The sequence below is a fragment of the Brevibacillus humidisoli genome (assembly GCF_020923435.1).
Taxonomy (GTDB): Bacteria; Bacillota; Bacilli; order Brevibacillales; family Brevibacillaceae; genus Brevibacillus_E; species Brevibacillus_E humidisoli.
Genome location: NZ_CP087263.1, coordinates 4321450 through 4340645, shown reverse-complemented (window position 1 = coordinate 4340645; position 19196 = coordinate 4321450). Strand labels below are relative to the sequence as shown.

Here is a 19196-nt window from a genome sequence, read left to right as displayed (position 1 = left end):
GAAGTCCCTCCTATTGGTCAATAAAATCGTTAGCTCTGTTCTTCCAATATGCCTTTCTCCACTTGTCAAATTCCGCTCGATTTATCCCTGATGGAATAGTGTTCGGGTTAATATGAATAATAGAGTGATTGTCTTTGTGGAATGTTTGGGTTACTTCTGCTATCGGACTGTCATTAGTCTGAATTGTGTGATGCAGATTTATAGATTTACCATCTGGGCCTATAGGTGCAAGTCCCTGCTTCATCCTTTCCAGATTAGTTCTTCCTAATTTGTCTGTCAAGTTAGGGTCAATTAGATCGTCACGTTGGTAAACCTTCGTTCCATTAAATTCTGTTGGTTTATTCCAGTATTTAAGGTTACCCGTCCCCTTAGACGTATTTTTCAACGTCCCCGCTAATGCACCGGTGGCAGGAGCTGACAACCCTAAATCGGGAGCATCCCCATGATTCATGCCAACCGCAGTATTAAATGTGACGATAGCGGTCGGAAGAACTTCCTCCTGTAACTTCGTCGGTACATACATTCTTACTGCATCTTCTGGTTCTATCCCCTCTTCGTATGCCTTCCTTGCCGCAACCCGTGCCCAATGCAGGTACTCTTCTTCTGGTGATGTAAAGCCACCAATTCCTCCCGTTCCTTCTGCCGCGATGTGACCACTAGGATCAACATACCTCAACGGATTATTCTCCACATACGTATACCGGTTGAGACTCAGCGGATTATCCACTTGCCCCTTATACGTATCCTCCGTGATAAACCGCCCCACACTCGGATCGTAATACCTCGCCCGCAGGTAGTACAGCTTCGTCTCCTCATCGTAGATTTCCCCGCTGTACTGGAACGGGTTGGACATCCCCTCCGTTGCGTCGATCACATTACCCCAGACATCGTACTCATACTGGTTCAACGTGTTCCCAGAGGCGTCCCGGATAGCTACCACATCTCCGTGGCTGTTGTGCTCGTAATACCCGCCTTTGTTGGCCGTTTCATCCTGGCGGTAGAGCAGTTGGTTGCCCCAGATGGTGCGAGCTTTCACGTTTCCTTCTCCGTCCAGCTCCTCGATCACGCGACCGTTGAGGTAGACGTAGCGGGTCATCTCCCCGTTTACGTCCTTGGTGGCCCGCAGTCCGCCGCTGTAGTAGGTGTACGCTGCGTTCGTTCCCGTTCTAATAGGCTAATTATAATTATCGGACTCTGTCCGTTTCAGGTTTGTTGAACGCAAAAAAGCACTTGTCACCCATTCCAGACAATCAAGTGCTCTAGAAGTTTACCAAGTTAACAGTATCCCCTGAATCACAATCGAATACTGTACGGTGATTATGACACATGCTTTGCTTGGAGTCTACAATAACGTATAAGCATATGTCAGGTTCGCTCTCGTTTGTTTCTCCCGTTATCGGTGTCATTTGTGGTAAACCTACATGGAAACGTCGTCTCACCCTGTTCCCGTTGCTCTGCTGCGGAGTATGCTTGTATCCTAGTCGAGTACACCTAATTCGCGGCGCGTCTGAATCTCTAGTTCACGTAACCGCTTTTGCTTGGTAACCACTTCCTCAAACCATTCCTTGTCCTTCATAGCTAGAGCCATGTCTATCATTTCGTCGTAGTCTTCTGAACACATCATCATCCGTTCTTTTTTATTTTCTCTAGCGGTGGCAATTCGTCCACTTTTCGTCCGTTCGTTGATAATCTTGCGTTCAAACTCTGCAAAAGAGCCGATCATTTGCAGGAACAGCATCCCTTGCGGTGTAGATGTCTCAAAGTTTTCGGACACGCTAATGAAGGCAATACGCTTCGGTTCCAGTTCGTCCTCAATTAGTTCCAGCAGATTTTTCAGCCGTCTATGGATGCAGTCTGCCTTTAGGACGACGATACCGCTGATCCCGTTTTCCGTTTGCTCAATGTATTGCATCGTATCACGGTAGCCGGCCACGTTCTGTCGTACTACCACTTTCGCCTTCGTCAATGAACATCTTTGCCAGTTTCCAGCCTTGGCTGATGCAGTACGCTTCAATCTTGTTGATCTGTTCGGACAGTTTGAACTCGTTTCCCACTTGTGTTGTCGGGTCAATTGATACTCTTGCATACAGTTGCCGTTCTTCGTCTGTCAGCGTATCCAGCCAGATCGTTTCATACAGCCGATGTTTCAGCGCGTTTTTGTTGCCTTATAATTTTGAACGGTCTTTCGGTCCAGTGAACTTTCCCCATGTAACCTATAGTGTCCATTCACTAATACGGCTTTTTTACAAGGCTCGCCGTTTCTTGTCTTTGCTCCGCATATCTTTTTCTCCATCCTTTTACCCCCAACCTCATTTCATGGGGTTCGTTTCCCCGACTGTGGGGAGGGCTACATACCCACAGCCCCTCAATCCATCTGTTTGTTTTCATTCAATGTTTCAACTCTAAGGCCTTGCTCCTACTTTCAAACTCTCTAAATGCTTCTGTTAATCCGTTCGCTTGTATAAATGCTCTGTGTAGGTCGAGTTTGTCAGCTAGTATTTCCATTCTGTCTAGTAGTCTGTGATTCGTTTGTAGCTGATTCCATAAGTGCTGTTCCAACTGCTGTTTATTCATGTGGTTTTTCCTCCTGTGGCCGTTATATTTGGTTTGTATCGTGGTTTCGTTCCTTGTCAGGTAAAATACCCTTGCCTTGATTGTTGATACGGTTTGCTTTACGAAATCGTAGGGCTGCATGTGTTATTGTACAGACTGCCTTGCCTTGCCTTACAATATCGCCGCTCGTACTCCCTTTGCTTCTCTTCGTTTTCCAGTTTTTGCCACCATTTCCGTCTGTACTCTCTTTCCTACTGGCGGCGTGCTTCCAATGCTTCTTTGCTTAATTGCTTCATTCATCCATCCCTCCAATTCTTCCAGTTTCGCCATTTGAAGAGCTAATGGTTGTTCCGTTTCCTGTATTCGTTCCTCTGCCCTCCGAATCATCGCCACCGCTTCTTCCTTTGCTACGTCTAATTCCCTTTTCTGACGGACTAACACACTTTCGTTATGCTGTACAGTCTCCCTTAATCCAGACGCTTCACGTTGTAGTTCTCCCAAACGGCGAATGGCTTCCAGTCTTGGGGGTCCGTCCTTTTTGTCTGCCAACTGGTCAAAGTACTCAGCCTGTGCAATTAGACCTGCGTTTCCTGTACTTGTTTCGCCATTTTCCTTTTCCTCCTTTGATTTTGGGCATGCAAAAAAGGCTCATTCCTCCTTATCAGTCAAGTTGGAATAAGCCTTTGAAAGCTGGTCTAAGCGTGTTTGTCAAGTTTTTTAGTGTTTGGTTTGTTGTGTGACCGCATTTAGAAGAAGTAAACCCTCTATGAAGTTGGAAAACCTTAGTTTTGCCAAACTACTGTTCCATCTTCTAAACTTATTTTGAATAAATTATCCTGCGCCGAAACCTCTATCAAACTTCCTACAGCATATTTTTCATTTTGCTGTAATGGTTCCTGCAAGATTGATTGGATTTTAACCAAAAGGGCAAAGTATTCTTCGTAACCATCATCGTCTAATTCTAGTCCGTTATCCGTTTCAAAAATTGTGTCAAGCCAGCCTTTGATCTTACTGCCATTCATCCATTCTATTACTAACACGGTTCCACTTGGATATCCACTTACCTTCTGAATTAAACTATCCATTTCCTACATTCTCCTTTACGGCCTTGCGGGTACAATATGCGCCCCATTTTTAGAATAGTGAATTATCCCTTTAGTTGTTTCAATAGCCTCACCCGTAACAGGGTCTACATATTTACCAATAATTTCACCAAAATCAACACGTTCTTTGTTTTGTCCAATCCATTCTCCTTTCCCCGCATATTTATCTAATAGCTTCTGTGCATCACCAGTAAAAATACTTTTACCTGGCTGATAGTTTGGATGTCCTGGAATATGTTTACTCTGTTTTCCAGCATGTACTGTTGCATCAAAACCATTAACAGCTTTTACCGTCCCCTTAGACGTATTTTTCAACGTCCCCGCTAATGCACCGGTGGCAGGAGCTGACAACCCTAAATCGGGAGCATCCCCATGATTCATGCCAACCGCAGTATTAAATGTGACGATAGCGGTCGGAAGAACTTCCTCCTGTAACTTCGTCGGTACATACATTCTTACTGCATCTTCTGGTTCTATCCCCTCTTCGTATGCCTTCCTTGCCGCAACCCGTGCCCAATGCAGGTACTCTTCTTCTGGTGATGTAAAGCCACCAATTCCTCCCGTTCCTTCTGCCGTGTGAACGGCACTGTTAAAATCCTCAATAACGGCACTTGAAAATTCCCCACTTTCGGCAGAAAATCTCTCCCTGGAGGAGAGAAATATGCTAAAGAATGGGGAGTTTTACTTGATTAAAGACATGAAACAAAGAGGAATGAGTACCACGCAAATTGCGAACGAATTAGGGAGGGATCGAAAAACAATCCGTAAGTGGCTGAAGAGAGATGAACCTTCGAAATACCAGCGAACCGTCAAAAAAGCAAGCATCCTCGATCCATTTAAACCCTATATCAAAGCGAGAATGGAAGAAGGCTGCTTAAATGCTGTTGTCTTGTTTGATGAAATTAGAGCCCAGGGATACTCAGGACAAATTAGACTCCTTCGTTCCTTCATGGAACCATTGCGCCCCGTCGTTACCTCCAAGGCAACGATCCGTTATGAAACCACACCTGGTAAGCAAGCGCAAGTAGACTGGGGACATTTCAAAGTGGAATGGAATGGTGGATATAAACGACTATACGCCTTTGTCATGGTTTTGGGATACTCGAGAATGTTGTATGTGGAATTTACGGAGAACGAACGGCTGGATACCCTCATCGGCTGTCACTTACGTGCCATGCAATACTTTGGAGGCAGACCGGATACATGCTTGTACGACAATATGAAAACCGTCATTGCAGGTTACGACGACCAAGGCCATGTATTGTGGAATGAACGTTTTTCTCAGTTTGCAAGTCATCACGGCTTTACCCTCCGGCGTTGTGCCCCCTACCGTGCACGAACAAAAGGGAAAGTAGAAAATGGTGTTGGCTATGTGCGAAAGAATTTTTGGCCTCGCGTACAGTCGTTTACCAGCCTGAGTGACTTGAATCAACAAGTACGCCATTGGTTGGATACGGTAGCCAATGTACGGATTCACGGCACCACACATGAAAAGCCGGTAGATCGATGGAAACATGAACAGTTGAAGCCGCTTAACCCGGTTCCGTTCGAAGAAGTAGAACGGCATACTCGAAGAGTATCCAACGATTTGCTCGTTTCTTACGGAGGAAGCAGGTATTCTGTACCCTATACCTATATTGGTCATACGGTACAGGTACAAGATCTCCAGAATGGTCATATCCGGATCTATCAGGGCAACACGATTATCGCTGAACATCAAAAAGCAGTTCGTTCCAAACAAGTCGTAACCAATAAAAAACACTTCGAGGGGATTCAAACCCAAAGTCGCGTGAAGGCTCCCCAACCTATGCCGCGTCTGGTTTCAAATCCAAGCCCTGAAGTGGTGGAACGTGATTTATCAGTCTACGAGCAGTTTGCTGACGAGGAGGTGATCGTACAATGATGCTCCAGTCCCGTTTAGAAGAAGCCTTTTCGCAAATGGGATGGGTACGAATCCCGGAAATTATTCACCACCACGCAGAAGAAGCTGCTGCTCAGAATATATCGTATTTGGAGTTCTTGGACAAGCTTTTGCAAGAGGAAATCAAGGCCAAGAGGGATCGATTTATTCGAATGAAGACACGATTGGCTCATTTACCCTACCATAAAACATTAGAGCAATTCGATTTCAGTTTCCAGCCTTCCGTAGATGAAAGACGGATTCGTGATTTGGCAACCCTCCGGTTTGTGCACCAACAGGAGAATCTCATTTTGCTGGGTCCGCCAGGAGTCGGAAAGACCCACTTGTCTGTTGCATTGGCTCTGGAAGCCATTAAGCAAGGTTTGACAGTTTACTTTACAACTGCTCACGATTTGGTTCAGACACTTCAGATTGCCCATCAAAACAATAGTATCAAACAAAAAATGCGGGCTTTTATTAAGCCGAATGTACTGATCATTGATGAAATCGGCTATCGCAAGATGGATGAAACGGCAGCTCATTTTTTCTTTCAAATCGTTTCGGAGCGTTATGAATCTGGTTCGATTATTCTTACCTCGAACAAGTCTTATGGTTCGTGGGGAGAGATATTTGGAGATACGGTACTTGCCACCGCCATCCTTGATCGATTATTGCATCACTCCCACACCATCAACATTAAAGGAGAAAGTTATCGCATAAAGGAGAAGAAAAAAGCTGGTTTCTTTCGACCAGAGACAATTGAAGATAAAACCGAATGAACGGAATTTTCCCGCCGCCAGCCCCCCTCGGGGGGCATTATTCAAACAAACCTATTGCCTAATATGGGGAAAATTCAAGTGCAGATAATGGGGAATTTTCATTTGCAGTTGACAGCCGCGATGTGACCGCTCGGATCAACATACCTCAACGGATTATTCTCCACATACGTATACCGGTTGAGACTCAGCGGATTATCCACTTGCCCCTTATACGTATCCTAGTTAATAAACCGTTACTTTCGTAGAGAGAAGGCGGCAACTGTTTTCCAATTACCGCCAGCTATTCTTATTCTATCATCCTGCTTGTTTCTCTGAAACAGTAGGCATCTCATACGCCGCCTTTGTTCGCATCAGGTAGTGTATGACGTTGACCAACTTCCTCATAATACAGACGATAGCCTGTTGCTTCGTTTTCCCCGCCTCCAGCTTCTGCTCATAATACGAGTAGAAATATGGGTTACGTGGCTCTTTCTTTCCTCTCGTAACCGCTATCTGGCGAATGGCTATGCCCTTGATGATCTCGTGCAGGACGCGATTTCCCTGCTTGCTCTTATAGTTCCTCCCCTTCCCGCCCGAACCTGCAAAGATGGGGGCGATTCCTGCAAAACGAGCCAGTTTTTCGGGGGTGGAGAAGCGGTGAATGTCGCCAATCTCCGCTACTAACTCTGCCGCTGTTACAAGGTCTATCCCCGTCATCGTTTCAAGTTGAAACCCTAGACCTGCCATCAATTCCTTGATTTCCCCTTCTATCCTCGCTAACTCAATCTGATTGAAACGGATGTTTCGGACAAGGCTTTGCACGATAAAATCCCGCTTCTCTTGGAAGTCCCTTGTTGTGTCGCCATCTTCTTTTATCAGCGCGAGAATTTGAGCCGCTTTTTTGTCGGATAGACAGTAATTGCTCCATTTCCGCAAGTATTGCGCTAATTCCTCTTCGGTCACGCCTGCCAAGTGGCGTGGGGAAGGGTACTTCTTCCAAAACGAAAGAGCAGTCTTTCCATCTACCTGTGAAAAGAACTGCTTATAACTTGGATAGTGATAGCTCAACTGCTGATGCAGTTTTTGATTTTGTGCCGTTTGGTTCTTCACCAGCGATCTCCGCTGAGTGACAAGCTGGCTGAGTGCCCAATACAAGTCCATGGGCTTGGCATCTGGCAACTTCTCTAACTCGTCTCGCAGTACCCGCGCTACACATTCAGCATCCCAGCTATCTGATTTCTGTACCGTCACATGGCTTTTCCGTCTAGCTGTAGAGAGGACTGGATTCACTTCTTTTACCCAGCAATTGCTTTCCGCCAAGAATACCGCTAACGCTCTGCCGTTCCCGCCGATGTCCTCCAATCCATAGACGGCTTTCATGCCTTTTTTCGTGTGCTTCTTCACTTCCTGTAAAAGTTTCGGAAAGGCGGCGGGCTTGTTCAGGAATTGAATCTCGCCCAACTTCCGATTCCGATCATCAATCATTACTGCCGTGTGATGCTCTTTGTGCAGGTCAACGCCCACATAGATCAAATTGTCTTGATAGTCCATATACAGACTCCTCTCCTGTATCGAATGGTTCCTGATGAGCTAGAGTTTGCATCCTCCGATCAAGTAGACATGCTACAAAGATACGCAAGCAAAAATCTAACCCATGAGAAACCATTCGATACCAATGGCATTGAAACGGTGTTTACAGTAAGGTTGCACCCTCAGTTCGAGCGGACAAGCCGCAAAGATACGCCAGCAATCTCTTACTACCGTCTTTACTTGCTCTATACGAGATCAATGGCTCTCCGTTAAGTAACGAAAAGCTAGATTATGGGCTGATGTACCCCCTTGGCTTCGATCTGACCATAGCGATATATCCCCCTGTAAAAGTCCTCGCGGTCTAGGATGCGCTTCACCTGTACTTTGCTGAACGGTTTTCCTTGTACCGTTTTGAAGCCTTGCTGATTAGTTCTGCGGCAATCTGCGCCAATGACCACATAGGATGCAGTTCTTTCAACTCAAAGACTCTACGGACAGTCTGTGCCTGTACAGGGTCAACAGAGAGGGTTTTCTGTCCTTTGGTGGCTTTGTATCCAAAGGCAACCCTTCCCCCCGCATAACCGCCCTGCTGGGCTTTCTTTCGCCGTCCTCTGCTCAGTTTGAGGGCAATCTCCAGCCGCTGATACTGGTCTAGCAGTTCCATCATGCCGTTGACTAGAAAATCGTTGGGGTCGTGAGCATAGATGCTGTAACTGGGTTGTTCGATGGCTTTGACATCCACTTGATGCCGCTTTAGCTCCCGATGAATCAGTACTTTGACCATATCTGCCCGCCATAGGCGACTAGTGTTTAGAACAACGATATACTTCACGTCCCGCCATTTCAGATCAGATAGCATTTCCTGCAAGCCCTCGCGTTCTATTGTTAGCTCGTCCTCGTCCACCTTAGCACCCGAAATCCCTTCATCCTTGTAGATGTCGAGCAATTCAAGGTTGTGGTGGGCGCAGAATCGCTGAATCTCCTCCACCTGATAGCCAAGGGAATAGCCTTCCTTGACTTGTCCCTGTGTAGATACACGGACATAACCGATTACTCTATCTCTCATTTTCACACCTCGTTTCAGTAATTCCAGTTTTCGTAACGCCTTCGGAATCATCCACTGCCGCCGCGCATTCCGTATAGTCGATCAAGTGGGTGGCGGGGCAGTTCACAGGCGTCTATATAAGGTTGTCAAAGGGCAAAGTCAAATTGCTGTGAGATTAGATAGACCATATGACAGTGCGGTATGTAAAGGGGGTTACAGGCCGTTTGGATTTATTTTCAAAATGAATCTGCGTTCATTTCTTATAACCGCCCCAGTACCTAGAGAAAGAAAGGACTTTCCTCTCGGACGCAGGGGCGGCGTGATTCCTACGGAAAATTTTTTGCGGAGAGCGGTGCGCGGCGGGGAGGGGCTTTGGGGAGGGGGAAAATAAAAAAGCCTACCGAATAGGGTAAGCTCCGCGCAACTACACCCCCGAGCCTAGGCGAGGGGATGATAGAATGGGTATTCTTCTATCTGGTTATTATTCTCTTAATATTATTCCGTTCTAAATTTTAGAATACGACGTTTCAAATTTTAGAACACGGCATTCTAATTTTTAGAACGTCGCGTTTCAAATTTTAGAACACGCCATGTTCTAAATTTTAGAATATGGAATCATTCCTTACAGAAAATATATCATTTCCCCCCTTAACCCCTTCCGATTCATCTCGTATAGAGAAAGTAACAGGTCTATCAAGATCGTGAAAATGAATATGCAAGCTGTACCCGTGGTCGCAGAAGAACACGTTAAAAAATGCCTCGGCGTTCATCAGCCGAATGTGGTCATGTAATTCCTTTCTATTACATGAACGAAGTCGCGTTAGAAGCGGAGGATTCGCCTTTGGCAAAGTAAGACGTGATGCCTTACTTCGATCTCCCAGATTTTCCGTCGTAGTGTCCGTTTGGACAGGGAACCTTGACAGAGTGATGTTTTCAACCATCCACGCAGTAAAGCTACACCTGGGTGCGTTTGATGTCTCGTAGGCTTCTGGATACCTCAACCTCACAGCCTAGTTCGTTCTCCCTCGTAAGAGGGGGAACGCTCTGTTGTCCTCCCCTCACATGGATGAACGCCCCGCTCTGCGGAGCGGGGCGGGGGGTGAGAAGCAGCAGGACTGCCAAGATGTACATAGAGAGAATCAATAGAGCATGAACAAGAGTAACGATCTTCCTTGATAATCAAGATAGAGTATGATCAATGACATAGGATGAATGAGACTGCCGCAGAATCAAACTTCCCCGCCCTCTGATTTAAAAACTGCCTCTACTCGCATAAAAAGCCCACAAAAAGAAAATCCCGCCAAGTGGCGGGGTTAGGTCAACGAAACAACGCATATTTCTTATAGTAGTCTTTGAAATCATCCGACAGATGCCAGCCGTACTGATTCATGAAGCGAACGACTTTCTTCAATACACTGTTCCTGTAAACGACATCGTTATGTTTTGCTTTAGAGAGATAACAGGCAAGAGCGTATTCCGCATCTTCCATAGATAACACGTCTTTAACATGCTTACTAAACAACGCGGCAAGTTGGTCAATCTCGTATTGATCGAGCACCTGCTCCCGCCTCATCAACGTGACGACAATATCCAGCGGTAGTCTATTCATTGTCTTCACCTCCCCCCTTGCGGGCGGCGGCGAGAAGTTCCTGCTCCGCTTTCCACTTCCGCCATTGTTGATACTGCTTCTGCGCTTCCTGTTCATCATAGCCATGCTGTACTAGAGCGTTTACGATTCTCGGCGGGATGGCGGGAGTGTGTCCATATAAACATGCCTTCAATCGTTGAAATGAAATGTCATGTAGCACGGCAAATGAAACCTGCGATACTCCCAGCATAGAGATGCACTCTTTGACAGGGTGATTCATCTGCATAGCCTCCTCATCTGATTTGTCTCTAATAGATTAGACGGCTACCGCCAGAGGCTAACATATATGCATACCCATCACCAGAGAGCAGAAAGCCAATCCGCCTTGATTTTGTCACATCGTTGCTATGAACGAATGAACCGCAGTTCTGCAAATCCTTATACAATTCTAGCGTCATAAATGGCTCTCTACAGCACCATGACACGCCATTCTGCAATGGGGCGGGCTGTGTTCTGGCATCCCCTGCTCCATCCTCAGAAATGCCTAGCTTCGCTTTCTCAGAAGCTTAAGAATGGCGGTGCGTGTTGCGCTTTGTTTTCCTTGCCTAGCGGGCGGGAATGTCCGAAAATATGAAAAGAAACCCCAGACGAGTAGTTGATTACCCGTTTGGGGTATGGAATAAGTTTCACTACTTCAAAACAAACTCTTGATTTTCGATACTTACCTTCTCAGCTTCAATCAACAGAATTGAGTTCCAAATCTCAATGCATATATTTGGAGTAGCACAATACTGGGAAGCAAATTCATCTCCAATAATACGTATAGCCGTATCGCTGACAGTGTCAAACGAGACTAGGTCAAGAAACTCCCATTTTGGAAGAATTCTCCGTGTTTCTCCACAATCGTTAATCCAAACGAATGAGAGAACATTTTTGAAAACTACTTCAAACTTTTCCTCTGTTCCATCGTAATTTCTAACTACATCTAAAGAAATGCTGTGCTGAAGCATGTCAATATTATAGCAATAGACTCTACAACCCCACAGCATCCCTATCATATCTTCAAATTTTGACAAGGGTTAACACTTCCTCGCTTCTATGGATTAATAAATCTCTCAATAATCCGTGAGATATCGTCAAATGAGTTTTCTGTAATGTTAATGTGCGTTGGTTTAATCTCATTTGAAAAATTCCCATTGATATCTACTGTACCTTTTGAACCTATTGATAGCCTCCAATAATTATCATTGTATTTACTTGAGTTCATTACTCTAAGAGAAATGACATCCTGCTTTCCATTCAATGTAACAGGAATCTTGACAGCCCATCCATCTCCTTTAGCAGTTTGAACAGTACCACCAAATTTTTGTGCAATACTATCGGCAAGCTGTTTGTTAGTGGCAGGAGTTGGTACAAATTTTGTTGGGTTTACTTGGTTAGTTTTAGGTGTTAATGCACGAGCAGCATTTATCGCCCCTGCTACTTCTATCGCTTCAACTCCCAAAGTAAAACCTGTCGCAAATCCAGTCACTGTATCCGAAAACCAATAATCCTTAACGGCTTGTCTCTTAAGATTATCGCTATAAGCCTTGAGCATAGCTTTTTGGTCTGAAGCGAGACTATCATAACTTACTCGTCCGCTTATAACATCATTCATAAGCTGTTCAATACTTTGCTTATTCCATCCCCCGTTACCATGTGCATCCGCAATTGAATGTCCACTGGGGTCTATAAATCTTAACGGGTTATTATGACCATACGTATACCGGTTGAGACTCAACGGATTATCCACTTGCCCCTTATACGTATCCTCCGTGATAAACCGCCCCACACTCGGATCGTAATACCTCGCCCGCAGGTAGTACAGCTTCGTCTCCTCATCGTAGATTTCCCCGCTGTACTGGAACGGGTTGGACATCCCCTCCGTTGCGTCGATCACATTACCCCAGACATCGTACTCATACTGGTTCAACGTGTTCCCAGAGGCGTCCCGGATAGCTACCACATCTCCGTGGCTGTTGTGCTCGTAATACCCGCCTTTGTTGGCCGTTTCATCCTGGCGGTAGAGCAGTTGGTTGCCCCAGATGGTGCGAGCTTTCACGTTTCCTTCTCCGTCCAGCTCCTCGATCACGCGACCGTTGAGGTAGACGTAGCGGGTCATCTCCCCGTTTACGTCCTTGGTGGCCCGCAGTCCGCCGCTGTAGTAGGTGTACGCTGCGTTCGTTCCGTCCTCGCCAGCAAAGGTGCGCAGTCGGTTGAGTACGTCATAGGTAAAGGTCCCGGACGGTTCTGCGATCTCGGCAATCTCAGATGCCTCTGCCCCTGCGGTAGACAGACTGTGCGTTTCTCGGTTGCCTCTCGCATCATAGGTGTACGCTTTGCTATCGGATGGCGTTTGCTCTTCCACCAAGCGGTTCACGCGGTCATAGCCAAAGACGGACTGCCTTCCGTTTGTCTCTTTGCTGACGATGTTGCCAAAGCCGTCGTGGCGCAGCGATTCTGTCCAGCCGGTGCTGTGCTGTACCTGCTCCACTTCTCCAAATGGGGTAATCGTCCGTTTGTTGTAGCTGCCGCCAGGATACGTTACCGTGTCGGTCTCACCTGTTGTATCAATGGTGTACTGGTAGGTGATGGTGCCGGTCAACGGGCTGGTTACGCTGGCTAACCGCTCCTGGTTGTCGTAGTTGTAGCGTACAGTCGTCCCGTCCGGGTAGACCAATCGATCTACCAGATCGTCCAGATCGTTGATGTTGGCAGGATCGATCTCACCGTCCGCCGTCTGATAGTGAACCTGGTAGGTGCGGCCAAAAGTGGTAAATTGATTCATCCGGTGAAACCCATCGTAGCCGTAGGTGATGGTGTGACCGTAGCTGTTGGTATCCTCCAACAGGTTGCGGCTGTCCGGATCGTAGGTTTTATTTTCCCAATAGTCTACCTCACCTGACGTTCCGAAGATATACAGACGCTCCAGTTCGTAGAAAGGCGTATACTGGTACCAGTGCCGGTTGCCGGCTTTATCCTTGTACACTTCCAGATCGCCGGTAACCGTGTAGCCGAAGAACTCTTCCTGATCGGCGGCGTTTTTCTCTTTCAGCTTCCACGACAACGTGTTAAACTGCTGCGTCCTGGTAAGCTGGCCGTTTTCGTAGACGTGCAGCAGATTGCCTAGTGCATCATAGTGATAAGCATACTCGTTCTGCTCCGGATCCGTCAGGGCAACGACATTTCCGCGCAGATCATGTAGATATTTCCACACGCGAGTCTGATTTTCCTGGTCGCTGACCTCTTTTTGCACGGGATAGCCAAAAGGGTTGCGCTGGTAGGTCGATTTCTGTTTTCGCTCGCCGACCAGTGTCTGTGCCACTTCGGTTTCGAGACGTCCGTACCGGTCCAGGTATGAGTAGGTTTGCAAACCGTTGGGGTACGTTGCCTGCTCGGCGGATACAGGCAAATAGCTGCCGGCTGCCGGATCGGTCTCTGCGTTTGCCCGGCGGTATTCGGTGATCCCTCGTGGGTTTACTTCAAACCATACACTGCCATCGGACCGGTAGTAGTATCTCGTTTTTCGCTCCTCGCTGGCATACGGGAAGGTCTCAGAGAGGTGCTTGCCATCGATCGTATAGGTGTTGTAGAGCAGCGGCCGTTTTTGTCTGTCGGTGCCGATCTGCTCCACGTATTCCACGTCGCCAAACGGTGTGTAGATGGTCGCCAGATAGCTGTCATCCGGGAGATGCTTCATAACCAGCCGCAGAGAATCAACGTAGTTGTACGTAGTCCGGCGGGTTTGTCTCTCGGACGTTACAAACTTGTCAGAAGTGATCCGATCCAGCAAATCATAGCTGTACTCTGCACGGCTTCCGTCCGGATACGTTTGCGAGACCAAGCGATCCAGAGCGTCGTATCGAAAGCCGAGCTGGATTGTCCGCATGCGATCAGGGGATGTCTCTACCTCCATAGAGAGATTGGTCACATGCAGTCCCTTTTCATCATGGGTGAGTTGGCTAACTTTTTCCTTTGTCCCATCCGCGCCAGATATCGTTTCTCGAATCGAGCGGAGCAATGTGGGGGTATTTGCATCATATGTGTACTCCCGCTTGATTTGGTCTGTCCCTTCCAAACCAGGGTAGGCTGCCGAGATGGTTTCTGTTTTGATCAGTCTGGTTGTCGGATTGTACGTGTACTGCTCACGCTGCTTGATCGTTTGATCGGCTGACATGCGTACCTTTTCCAGCAACAGACGATCCCAACTGATGGAGGTATCGTAGGTCCAGGTGGTCTTGTTGTTGAGCGGGTCCGTTTCTGAGGTCGCATCTCCATAGTCGTTATAGGTATACTCCGTCTCGTTGGCATATTTGGCTAGCTGACTGCTGTCTACATGGGAACGTTGATCAACTTCGGGCCATAAGAGATATTGATACACCTCTTGATTCCCCACGCCTTCCAAAAACTGATATGCGTAGGTCGGTTTGATATCGTCATCTCGGTAGGCATAGCTGGTGTACCCTACGTCAACGTAGTGATATTCTTTGCCTGATTCAGTAGAACTGAATCCTCCACTGGATGCCTTCTTTTTCACCAATCGAAGCAGTGGATTGCCATCCTCATTTACTTGGTAGGTTCGTTCAAACAGATAGGCGCTGCTTCCCGTAGGCCTCTCTTCTCTGACGACTTTGTCCCCGTCGCGTCCGACTACCTCTGCCAGTCGCGGGATTTCCGCTTTTGGCACCTGCCACATCTCGGTCGAAACACTATTGTAGGTACGATGATAAAATGTTTCTGTAACCGGTTCGTCCGGATCTACCGGATTGGGGCGCATCGGCGTATACGAGTAGCTAAACTTTGTCACCGGATGATAGCTCACGTACGACAGTGCATGGCTGTCCTGATACAACCTGACGACTCCCCGCTTCCATGGATTCGGCTCAGAGGCATTATAAGAGCTGTACCGGTAATGCAGCGTCAATCCCTGCACCGGGTATTGTGCCTGCTGGAGCAGCAGATACTTGATCCTTCTGTTCGAATTATCGTCGCGCCTGACATATTCGCTGGATTCGACTGCTTGACCGTTCTCATCCAGATAATCGATTACTTCCTTCCCTCTTACTTCCGGGAGGCGATAATCCTTGATCATATTAAACGGCGCTCTTCCATGCAGATTGGGGTCAAAATACGTGTAGGAGGCGACCGTTTTAGGTGAAGTCCCTTGATCAACGTTTACCGGGACTTCCTGTACACGATTCAACTGATAATAGTATTCAGGACCATCCTCCACTTTCTGGATATCATAGTGAAGATGTTTCAACAGCGTTTGTTTTGTCTCGTCTGCATATACCTTAACGTCTGTAATCACCCCAAGTTCCGGATCTTCCTCCAATACCACCAAGCGACCGATCGTGTCGACGATCTCTACCGGGCCGTCACCGTTGTCCGGCCAGCGGTATACAATCTGATCACCCTGCTGATTTATCTTGGTAACGGAGAGAATGTCTCGATTAAGTGTGTCGTATTTATATACGTAGGTTATTCCATTAATTTCAAGCCTAGCTGCGTTAAATCGATCCCAAATATTGATGCCATAATACGGATAGTTGCGCCATCCAAGGGCACCATCACCATCTAAATAGGTCCAGTCATCCAAGCGTATTCGATACGTTCGGTCACTGACGTCTTCCTCTTCTAAACGGTACACCCATTCGTCATCATCACTGTCAATCTCGTCACGGATCGCGTCAATGATCTTGTCCACTTTGACAAACTCCGGTACGTTGAACTTCCAACCATTTGCAAAGTCAATTTCCTGCCCCCGCGCGGACAGATATGTTTTGTTTTCTGTAAGACTTGCCAGTCCAGGGGATGTAATCTTGCTGTCCAGCGAGTTGTAGCGACGTTGGAGCACGAGATCCATCCCGTTCTTTCCCTTCAAAACCAAATCTGTCTCCAGAATGTTTGCCGTGTGGTACAGCTCATCTACCGGATTTTCCACCGTATTTCGCAGATAGGTGAACTTTTGGTTTTCTTCCGTATATTGCAGTTCGGACGGATCGGTGACGACATTTTCCACCACCTGATCGATACTCTCCTCTGCTTGACTTGCTGCTGCATCGGTAGCTTGCGATTTGTCTTGCTTGTCTGTTTGTTTCTTGTGTTGCTTCTGCGCTTGCATCTGTTTCCACGTCTCGTAAGCACAGGCTGCAGCTGGTGTGTACTCGGCGAGCAGCGCTTGTTGATCGGCAGGCAGTTGTTCGATTTGCTTCATGACGTCCTCGTCATCCCACTGGTAGGTTTTATTCACCTCCGCTTCGGTTAACAATTGATGCAGATCGGTATAGAAATAGGAGGCGAGTTGGATCGTCTTCCGTTGAAAGAGAGAAGCAATCTTCTTCCCCTTTTCAGCAGGTAGTTGTGTCCAGATCATTTCTTTGTTCTGTTTTGTTTCATCCTTGATCCGATTGGCTACCTGCGTTTCTTTTTCCTTAAGCTGTTGCAGTACCTGTTCTTTGGTATCCGATCTTGTCTTTGACGCGATCGCGAAAGCTGCTGGATTACTGTAGTCGGGTACGCCTTGCTTAGCGGCTACCGCAGAAGAAACCAGCGAAAAAAGGACTGTCAGCAAAAGAACTAGACTAATCGGCTTTTTATACCGTTGATTCATTTCAATCCCACCCTTTCTCCACCATTATTGATTTTGTCTTGTCCGGTTCAGCAGATTTCCGTTGTCATCGTAAGTAAACTGCGCGATCGTGACACCATCCTGTTGAACCGAAGAAAGCGTGCCGTCTGTACCGTACTGATACTCATATAAGGCAAATACCGGAGCAACAGTTAGGCTTCCCGCTGCGCTTTGTCCCTCGGCTCCACTTAGCTTCACGTAGTAAGAACTTCCTTTTCGCAGCAAACAGTTGATTTCCGGTGTTAACGTGCCGTTGGAGGCCGCATTGGTCGCGACCAGCTTGCTCAATGCAGCATCTTCGTACACCTGCAGTAGAATGTTGTTAGCCGAGCCCAAGTCCAAGCGGTATGTCCCGGACTGGCCGGGTGTAACCTCATAAGCAACTGCATCTCCCGCTGCCAGCGAGTAGCGGACCGTGCCGTCGTCTGTCCCGTCACCATATCCTTGTCCGATCGAGAACCAGACACTTACAGCCTGACCATTGGCTCCAGCTGCACGAATGTAATATTCTTTGCCTGCCAACAGGTGGTAGTTGATCGCCGACAAGCCTGTATCGGTGTCTGCGTCATCATTGGCGGCCAACTGATGAGACAACGTCAGGTCGTCGTAGAGGTGGAGCGTCGTGTCTGCCCCTCGCCCCGCATCCTGGTGATCGGTATAGAAGCGATAGTAGGCTGTTTTCACCGGCCTGAACCGGTAGTATGCGGCTTCGCCCTGAGCAGTCGACATGTCGACCGGGGAGTTCCAGGCAACAGTTGTCACTTCTGGATGACTATAAGAGACGGTCAACCTGGTGGAAAACGGCCCATCTTCCGTCAAACTGAACAGCAGCAGATAATATGTCTGTCCCGCTGCCAAGTCGGCTGTTACCTCAGAAAATGTGGTGCCGCCGCCAGCATCGTCATTATAGGCGATCATGTGCTTCGCATTTGGGTCGGCAACAAGCAGCAGCCAGGTATCATATTCGGGGCCAGTACCGCCAGCAGGACCGGTCTGAAAGGTGTATACTCCTGATTTGCTCGGCTGAAACTGAACCACGCTGATCTGGTCGGTCAACACTTCAAGATCAGCCGGCTCCATGCTAATGACCGGATATTGAACGGTTCCGATCTCAAGCAGATAGCGATCTTCTACGCTGTAATCGCTGTAGATAGAGAAAACCGCGATATGATAATGCTTGCGATCATCCAGGCTGATAGTTACCTGCTCAACGTTGCTGTCTGCATCACCGGATTGATCGATTAGATTGTACTGCTCGTCAAACACCGCTAAGTTGTAGCGCTTGCCAGATGGTTCCCGTAGTGTGATCATCACGGTGCCCTTACCAGCTGCCTGTAGGGTATAAAAGTCGGTATCGTTTGAATGGATCAGATAAGCGTCATAGTGGTTGCCAGACAAAACAGAAACCGCCGTATCGTACATCTCGCCTGTACCTGAAGTGCTATCCGCTTCCACCATACGGTTTTCTGCTGTCAACGCCTGTTGTTTTTTCATCTGAGAAATGGTTTCACGAAGTTTGGTTATATCCAGCCGTTCCTCTTTTTTTGCAAAAATGGTTTGGAGCCGACTGTCTGGGAGTCTGTTTGTGTTGGAATGACTCTTTTCTGCTGTGTGGATCATCGACGCTACCGGATTTGCAAAAACTAACGTGAACATCAGCAGCATCAACAGCAAGTAGGGAAACAAGTGATTGCGATTCATCCTTATAGCCTCCTTTTTTTATTGATCTGTTTTTTTGTATTCCCTGCTGTGGTCTACACGTGCCAGGCGGTGACCTTGCACCCGATCTGCGCATGTTCTCGAAAAACAATCGAATGATCATCTGTCTCCCTCCTTTTATGGAAAACAAAAAGGGCGCCAGAACATCCCCGTCTATGGGTGATGTCTCTGACGCCCTCCGCTTCTCGGTCAGGCTTTTTCAGTTTTACTGAGTAAGATGCCGGAATGAACCGGATAGTCATGATCTGTCTACAATGATCTGTCTACAGATGAAAATCTTCCTCAGCTATTCATCCAATCACATTTTGTGGTTGACACATGCCGCTTTCT

Annotated in this window: 15 protein-coding genes and 2 pseudogenes; 2 read left to right on the top strand and 15 right to left on the bottom strand. The window is 47.4% G+C overall.

Annotated features, from left to right (window positions below; translation table 11 throughout):
* Positions 1 to 10: 10 nt before the first annotated feature.
* From LOK74_RS24445 to LOK74_RS21000, 8 genes and pseudogenes are all read right to left on the bottom strand, one after another.
* On the bottom strand, positions 11 to 244 hold the full coding sequence (locus LOK74_RS24445; protein ID WP_230047079.1) for an HNH/ENDO VII family nuclease: 234 nt from the start codon (positions 242 to 244) through the stop codon (positions 11 to 13).
* 405 nt (positions 245 to 649) lie between these two features.
* Positions 650 to 1153 (bottom strand): annotated as a pseudogene (locus LOK74_RS21025) (RHS repeat-associated core domain-containing protein); the annotation flags it as partial.
* Positions 1154 to 1477: 324 nt separating this feature from the next.
* The gene (locus LOK74_RS21020) at positions 1478 to 1951 is read right to left on the bottom strand and encodes a recombinase family protein (RefSeq protein ID WP_255679474.1); all 474 of its coding nucleotides are present in this window, start codon (positions 1949 to 1951) and stop codon (positions 1478 to 1480) included.
* On the bottom strand, positions 1917 to 2054 hold the full coding sequence (locus LOK74_RS24440; RefSeq protein ID WP_420908702.1) for a recombinase family protein: 138 nt from the start codon (positions 2052 to 2054) through the stop codon (positions 1917 to 1919). The genes LOK74_RS21020 and LOK74_RS24440 overlap by 35 nt, the downstream gene beginning before the upstream one ends.
* Before the next feature lie 334 nt (positions 2055 to 2388).
* On the bottom strand, positions 2389 to 2574 hold the full coding sequence (locus tag LOK74_RS21015; RefSeq protein WP_230043934.1) for a hypothetical protein: 186 nt from the start codon (positions 2572 to 2574) through the stop codon (positions 2389 to 2391).
* A 150-nt stretch (positions 2575 to 2724) separates the two neighbouring features.
* Positions 2725 to 3054 (bottom strand): hypothetical protein, encoded by a 330-nt coding sequence (locus LOK74_RS21010; protein ID WP_230043933.1) that lies wholly within the window; start codon positions 3052 to 3054, stop codon positions 2725 to 2727.
* 281 nt (positions 3055 to 3335) lie between these two features.
* On the bottom strand, positions 3336 to 3638 hold the full coding sequence (locus LOK74_RS21005) for a hypothetical protein (RefSeq protein ID WP_230043932.1): 303 nt from the start codon (positions 3636 to 3638) through the stop codon (positions 3336 to 3338).
* Positions 3639 to 3653: 15 nt separating this feature from the next.
* Positions 3654 to 4109 (bottom strand): polymorphic toxin type 50 domain-containing protein, encoded by a 456-nt coding sequence (locus LOK74_RS21000; protein WP_230043931.1) that lies wholly within the window; start codon positions 4107 to 4109, stop codon positions 3654 to 3656.
* 208 nt (positions 4110 to 4317) lie between these two features.
* On the opposite strand from LOK74_RS21000, the gene istA reads away from it, so the two are divergent.
* On the top strand, positions 4318 to 5559 hold the full coding sequence (gene istA / locus LOK74_RS20995; protein ID WP_230042329.1) for an IS21 family transposase: 1242 nt from the start codon (positions 4318 to 4320) through the stop codon (positions 5557 to 5559).
* The gene (istB, locus tag LOK74_RS20990) at positions 5556 to 6335 is read left to right on the top strand and encodes an IS21-like element helper ATPase IstB (RefSeq protein WP_230042330.1); all 780 of its coding nucleotides are present in this window, start codon (positions 5556 to 5558) and stop codon (positions 6333 to 6335) included. The genes istA and istB overlap by 4 nt, the downstream gene beginning before the upstream one ends.
* Before the next feature lie 294 nt (positions 6336 to 6629).
* Here the strand turns inward: istB and LOK74_RS20985 are convergent, their stop codons facing one another.
* The 7 genes and pseudogenes from LOK74_RS20985 to LOK74_RS20955 form a co-directional block, all read right to left on the bottom strand.
* Entirely contained in the window at positions 6630 to 7865 is a 1236-nt protein-coding gene (locus tag LOK74_RS20985) for an IS110 family RNA-guided transposase (protein WP_005826991.1), read from the bottom strand.
* A gap of 263 nt (positions 7866 to 8128) precedes the next feature.
* Positions 8129 to 8910, bottom strand: a pseudogene (locus LOK74_RS20980) (recombinase family protein).
* 1297 nt (positions 8911 to 10207) lie between these two features.
* Entirely contained in the window at positions 10208 to 10498 is a 291-nt protein-coding gene (locus LOK74_RS20975; RefSeq protein WP_230043930.1) for a hypothetical protein, read from the bottom strand.
* Positions 10491 to 10757: a preprotein translocase subunit TatA gene (locus tag LOK74_RS20970; RefSeq protein ID WP_230043929.1), complete on the bottom strand. Its 267-nt coding sequence runs from the start codon at positions 10755 to 10757 to the stop codon at positions 10491 to 10493. The genes LOK74_RS20975 and LOK74_RS20970 overlap by 8 nt, the downstream gene beginning before the upstream one ends.
* A 409-nt stretch (positions 10758 to 11166) precedes the next feature.
* Positions 11167 to 11553, bottom strand: a complete 387-nt coding sequence (locus tag LOK74_RS20965; protein ID WP_230043928.1) for a YxiG family protein — start codon at positions 11551 to 11553, stop codon at positions 11167 to 11169.
* Between the two features lie 20 nt (positions 11554 to 11573).
* Positions 11574 to 17129, bottom strand: a complete 5556-nt coding sequence (locus tag LOK74_RS20960) for an RHS repeat domain-containing protein (protein ID WP_230043927.1) — start codon at positions 17127 to 17129, stop codon at positions 11574 to 11576.
* 24 nt (positions 17130 to 17153) lie between these two features.
* Complete coding sequence (locus LOK74_RS20955) at positions 17154 to 18848, bottom strand: hypothetical protein (protein WP_230043926.1); 1695 nt, start codon at positions 18846 to 18848, stop codon at positions 17154 to 17156.
* Positions 18849 to 19196: the final 348 nt, after the last annotated feature.